Source organism: Microbacterium sp. H6, assembly GCF_003314775.1.
Classification (GTDB): Bacteria; Actinomycetota; Actinomycetes; order Actinomycetales; family Microbacteriaceae; genus Microbacterium; species Microbacterium oxydans.
Window position 1 is genome coordinate 1,679 of the sequence record NZ_QOAY01000164.1, and the last position, 5,766, is coordinate 7,444.

At 69.9% G+C, this 5,766-nt stretch carries 5 protein-coding genes; 1 reads left to right on the forward strand and 4 read right to left on the reverse strand.

Annotated features, from left to right (window positions below):
- Positions 1–66: 66 nt before the first annotated feature.
- The 4 genes from DSP71_RS10255 to DSP71_RS10270 are packed head-to-tail and all read right to left on the reverse strand — an operon-like array spanning position 67 to position 4,245.
- Positions 67–837 (reverse strand): ECF transporter S component, encoded by a 771-nt coding sequence (locus DSP71_RS10255; RefSeq protein ID WP_258546369.1) that lies wholly within the window; start codon positions 835–837, stop codon positions 67–69.
- Positions 834–1,709, reverse strand: a complete 876-nt coding sequence (locus tag DSP71_RS10260; RefSeq protein ID WP_113681034.1) for a siderophore-interacting protein — start codon at positions 1,707–1,709, stop codon at positions 834–836. Before DSP71_RS10260 ends, DSP71_RS10255 begins: the two co-directional genes overlap by 4 nt.
- Positions 1,710–1,720: 11 nt before the next feature.
- Entirely contained in the window at positions 1,721–2,539 is an 819-nt protein-coding gene (locus DSP71_RS10265) for an energy-coupling factor transporter transmembrane component T (protein ID WP_058632145.1), read from the reverse strand.
- The gene (locus tag DSP71_RS10270; protein WP_113681035.1) at positions 2,536–4,245 is read right to left on the reverse strand and encodes an ABC transporter ATP-binding protein; all 1,710 of its coding nucleotides are present in this window, start codon (positions 4,243–4,245) and stop codon (positions 2,536–2,538) included. The genes DSP71_RS10265 and DSP71_RS10270 overlap by 4 nt, the downstream gene beginning before the upstream one ends.
- 182 nt (positions 4,246–4,427) lie before the next feature.
- Here DSP71_RS10270 and DSP71_RS10275 point away from each other — a divergent pair, with 182 nt between their 5' ends.
- On the forward strand, positions 4,428–5,765 hold the full coding sequence (locus DSP71_RS10275; protein WP_082682648.1) for a heparan-alpha-glucosaminide N-acetyltransferase domain-containing protein: 1,338 nt from the start codon (positions 4,428–4,430) through the stop codon (positions 5,763–5,765).
- Position 5,766: the final 1 nt, after the last annotated feature.

Genomic DNA, 5,766 nt, shown 5'->3' on the forward strand with positions numbered 1-5,766 from the left:
CTCCGTCTTACGGCACCGGTCGGCCCCACCTGAGGAGTGTGATGAGGGCGGCTGTGCTCTTGAGGCTCAGCGGCGCCCGTTGACAGCTGGCCTGCCCACTCCGGCGCTGCCTACTCCTGCCCTGCCCACTCCGGCGCTACCCACTCCTGCCCTAACCACTCCTGCCCTGCCCACTCCGGCGCTACCCACTCCTGCCCTAACCACTCCTGCCCTGCCCACTCCTGCCCTGCGCAGACGGTCGGCGATCAGGATGCCGAGGGCGGTGCCGCCGACGCAGCTGGCGATCGTCACGGCGAAGAAGGCGACCTGGGCGAAGAGAGACATGGATCCGAGATCGAACCAGGCCCACGCCGAGATCGGGTAGACGACGCCCACGACGACGGCGCCGACGTAGTGCATCCACGTTCCCCAGTAGCGCCAGAGCACGAACAGGAACGGCAGCTCCGTGAACGCCGCCCACCAGAGATTCGTCAGCACGCTGCTGAAACCGTACCCGGAGAACGGGACCATCACGAGGCCGGCGATCAGCGCGACGAGGAGTCCGACCAGCGGCTTCCGCAGCAGCCTCAGCGCGATCACGGACGACAACAGCCACAGGCCGGCGAGGGCCATGCCGACGAAGGGCAGCGGCCCGGTCAGCAGCGTCGAGAACCAGTTCATCGGCGCGAGCAGCACCGCCCCGGCGACGCCGAGCGCGGCACAGGTCAGCAGGATGGCGGTGGGGAAGCGGAATCGTCCACCGGCGACTGACGCGCGATGTCCGGCTGCTGCTGCTGCGGGAGCATCTCCCACTGATCCCCTGGAGGCGAGGCCATCGGCTGCATCCGTTCCGCTCACGCGAGGGGCTCCGCTGCAGCGTCGCGCGCGGCCTTCGAGGCGGGTGATGAGGCGCCGATCTTCCAGTAGCCGCAGAAGCTCACGGCATTCTTGTCGACCCCGCGTGTGCCAACGAGATGCTTGCGCGCCCCTGAGGCGAGTGCCTGCTCGCCCGCCGCATACGCGTGGAACGGCGCATCCGGCAGGGCAGCGCGTGCCAGCGTCTCCAGGGCGAGCGCCCCGGGAGCGATGCCATGCGGCCGCACGATCCACACGACCTCGACGCCCGAGGGATGCGTGAACGCGAGAGCGTCGTCGTCGCTCGGCACCTCCACGATCGCGGTGCCCGTCGCAGTGGCAGGCAGCGAGGCGCAGATGGAGGAGATCGCGGGCAGGGCGGTCTCGTCGCCGACCAGCACGACCCGCTCCACCCCGCGCTGCGGGTTGAACGTGAGGCCTTCGTCGATGATCAGCACGTGCTCGCCAGGCTCGCAGGTCTCCGCCCATCGCGACGCGGGGCCGGCGGTGCCGTCCGTGGCCGAGCCGTGCAGCACGAAGTCGACGTCGATCTCGGCGCCGGCCTCCGCGGTCGCCGGACGGTACGCGCGCACGCTGTAGTTGCGCATCACCGGACGCTCACCGTCGGGGATGCGCAGGAACTTCAGGTACCCGAACACCTTGTTCGCCTTCGCCGGCACCCGGTCGAGCCCGGCATCCCCTCCGATCGGCAGGAACAATCGGAACCACTGGTCGAACCCCATCGGCCGGAACTTCTCGATCTCGCCACCGCCGAGCGTCACCCGGATCCAGTGCGCCGAGAGCTGCTCCGTGCGCAGCACCGTCAGGTGGAGGAGTTCGGACGACTCGGGCTTGACCATCTTGCTGAACGCCATCAGGACGCCTTTCAGGGAAGCTGCCAGGGGAAGAAGACGACGAAGATGGCTGCAGAGGCCAGCAGGGTCGCGACCGTGAAGACGGTGTCTCGCGTCCGGAACGGGACCAGGTGCCGCTCGGTGCGCGTCGGATGTGCACCGAACGCCCGCGAGTCCATCGCCAACGCGACGCGCTCGGCGTGGCGGATCGCGCCGGCGAGCAGCGGCACGATGTACCCCCACCCCCGGGCGATGCGCGCGAACGGACCGCGACCGCCGTGATACCCGCGCACCCGATGGGCCGCCCTGATCACGGAGAGCTCATGCCCGAACCGCGGCACGAAACGGAAGGCCGCCAAGGCCGTGTAGCCGATCCGATACGGTACCCGCAGCTGCTGCACACTGGCCCGCACCAGGTCGGGCCCGCTGGTGGTGAGCCCGCCGACGAGCGCGAGAGCGACGATCGAGCCGAGCCGCAGCGCTGTCGCGAAGCCGAGGAGCAGGGCCCCGCTGTAGAGCGTCCAGTCCCCGATGCGCACGACCGGAGTGGAGTCGTGGACCAGTCCGGTGTCGACCCACAGGGAGAAGCCGATGCCGATCAGGAGCATCCCGGCGGGGAGAGCGAGCAGCAGCAGGGCGAGGAGCCGCACGGTGAGACGCGCGCCGACCAGGATCAGCGCATAGGCGAGCACCAGGAACGCGGCGGGGGTCGCCAGATCCCGTACGAAGACGAGCAGCACCATCGCTGGTGCGAAGCCGGCGACTTTCGCGAGCGGATTCAGTGTGTAGAGGAACTGCCGGCGCGACGTCGCCGTCATGCGTGCATAGGGGTCGAACGTCGTCGCGGTCATGAGCTCACCCCGAGGCCGGCGGACGCCAGCACGCGTTGCAGGGCCGGCAGCTGCAGCCCTGCATCCGTGAACAGCAGTTCGTCCTGCAGGAGCGCGGCGGTGGGCCCGGTCGCCCGCACCCGACCCTCGGCGAGGAGCACGACGTGGCTGGCGTGCTCGGCCACCAACTGCAGGTCGTGCGTGACGATCAGGATGGTCGTCCCGTCCGCGCGCAGCTCCTGCAGCAGATCGAGCAGCTCAGCGGCTCTCGCACGGTCCTGTCCGAAGGTCGGCTCATCGAGCGCCAGCACACGGGGCCGGGTGATCAGCGCCGTGCCCACCGACAGGCGCCGCTTCTCACCGCCCGAGAGCAAGAACGGATGCACGTCCGTCTTGTGCTCGAGTCCGAAGCGCGTGAGCATCTCGTCGACTCTCGCCGTGATCTCGGCGTCGGGCACATGGCGCAGCCGCAGCCCATGGGCGAGCTCGTCGAACACCGTCGGGGCGATGAACTGGTGCTCGGGATTCTGGAACACGAACCCGATCCGTGCGGCGAGGTCGCGGGGAGACGCGGTCCCCGGGTCGATGCCGTCGACCGACACCTGTCCACGCGGTGGCGGTACGACGCCCGCGAGTGCCTGGATCAGCGTGGTCTTGCCCGCCCCGTTCGCACCCACGATTGCCGTGAGACTGCCGGGGGCAAGGTCGAGGTCGACACTGTGGAGGATCTCGGCACGACGCCGGCGCACCGTCAGCTCTCGCGCGCGGATGATCGGCTCGACCCGTGTCGTGGCGTCGCTCTTCGTCGTCGAGGCGGACGACGTCGTGCGGCTCGACGACGTCGTCTGGCTCGATGGCAGGGACGAGACCGGCTGACCTTCGAGTGCGACGGCGAGTTCCGGGGGAGACAGCGGCAGCGGATCGAGTGTGAACCCCTGACCCCGGAGTCGGAGCGCCGTCAGGGTGGCGGCCGGAACCCACACGCCCATCCGGACCAGCTCGTCGGCGTTCTCGCGGATGATCTCGGCCGCCGGTCCGTCGAAAGCCACCCGACCCTCGCGGTCGAGCACGATCGTCCGCGTGACGAACGACATAGCCGCATCGAGGTTGTGCTCCACGAGCAGGATGGCGCGGTCACCCGCAGCGACCACCTCAGCGAGCGCGGCGTACACGTCGTCGATGCCCTGGGCATCGAGGTTCGCGGTCGGTTCGTCGAGCACGATGAGGGGTGAGCCCATCGCGAGGGCACCGGCGATCGCGAGTCGCTGCCGTCCGCCGCCGGAGAGGTGGTCGGGGTTCACCGTGCGCCGTTCCCAGAGCCCGACGCGGCGCAGTGCCTCCTCGACGCGACTCTCCACCACGTCGAGCGGCAGTCGCAGGTTCTCGGGGCCGAACGCGACCTCGTCGTACACACTGCCGGTGACGATCTGCGCATCGGGGTCTTGGAACACCATCGCCACGCGGGTGCTCAGCGTCGCGGTCGGAGCGCTCGCCGTGTCGATGCCGCCGGCCTCCACCGTGCCGATCATGGCTGTGGGGAGGGCGTGCGGGATGAGCCCGTTGAGGGCGAGGGTGAGCGTCGACTTGCCCGAACCGGAGGGCCCGAGCAGGAGCACGACCTCTCCTGCATCGATGTCGAAGGTCACATCACGCGGAGAGGGGTGCGCCGCATCGGCGTGGGTGAGGGAGAGGTCACGCACGCTCAGCAGGGGCGCGGATGGGCGCACGGCGGAGTCCCGGGTCGGCGGATCGTACCCTTCTAACTTAGCTGAGCCTTACCTGATTATCCACGCGCACAGAAGCCCTCCGGCGGATGACATCGATCATCCGGTGGACGGACGTGGAGCGGCCGAAGAACCGGCATCGTCGTAGAGGCGCCGACCGGGCGCCGCAGGAACGAGGGAGCACCGTGCCACAAGACACGAACACGCACACGATCGCCCGACCGCACCGTACGGCGCGGAGGGAGCAGCCGACGCCTCCACCCGAGTCGGATGCGGCACGTCGTCGCGGCGAGCTCGGCCGGATGGTCGGCATCGACTTCGCGCGCTTCCTGGCGATCATCGGCATGTTCTGCGCCCACCTGCTCCCGCCGGCCGGCCTGCCAGGCCACGTCGAAGGCGTGTCGACCATCGTCGACGGGAACGCCTCGACCCTGTTCGCCGTCGTCGGCGGGATCAGCGTCGTGCTCGCCACCCGCTCCTACCTGGAACGCGGCCACGTCGCCGCCGCACGGTGGGCGATGGCTGTGCGGGGTGTGCTCGTCATCCTCATCGGGGCGACGCTCGCCCTGGCGCCGGGAAGCATCGTGGTCGTCCTCGTCTACTTCGGTGTCGCCATGCTGTGCAGTATCCCGTTCCTCAGGGTGAGTCCGCGCTGGTTGCTCGTCTCCGCGGCGATCCTCGCGATCGCGGGGCCGATCCTCAACGCCTTCCTGCGACAGGCCCTGGGGGTCATCGGTGAGGGCGGCGGAGTGTCCTGGCCGCAGTGGGGGGAGCCGGCCGTGGCGCTGCGCGCGATCTTCGTCACCGGCACCTATCCCGTCGTGACCTGGATCGTCTACGTTCTCGTCGGGATGGCCGTCGCCACACTGCTGATCGCCGCTCGGCGCAACGGGACGGAGAAGCGATTCCTCGCGTGGACGGCCGGCATCGGCGCCTTCCTCGCCGTGTTCGCCGTGTCGACCAGCGCCCTCGTCTACGAGTTCTTCGGGCGCGCGGTCCTCGTCGCGACCCTGCCGCCCGAGGCGGCTGCCGCCACCGAGAGCATCATCGGCACGCCGGGCTTCGGCGCTCCACTCTCTCCGCAGTGGTGGGCGCTCGTGCTGCAGACGCCGCACACGGGGACGACCCTCGACATCCTGCGCGGGGTCGGCATCGCACTCTTCGTCATCGCGAGCATGCTGTTCCTCGCCGGAGTCCTCCCCAAGTCCGCGCTTCGCGTGCTCGAGCCCGTCAGGGCGGCGGGGGCCGCTCCGCTCACGGTCTACACGGTGCACGTGCTCGCCGCGGCGGCCACCTCGTTCGTGCTGCTCTCCGGTGCGGTCGACGCGTCGACGGATCTCCCGTGGTGGTACCTGGGGCCGGCGATCCTCGGTGTCCACATCCTTGGCGCGATCGTCATCGGCGCGATCCTGGCGGCGCTGAAGCGTCGCGGTCCACTCGAGGCGCTCGTGAGCTCGGTTTCGGGCGCCGTCGCGCGGCGGCTGGGCGGAGTGCCTAGCGGCGGGCGACGCCGGCGCGGCTGAG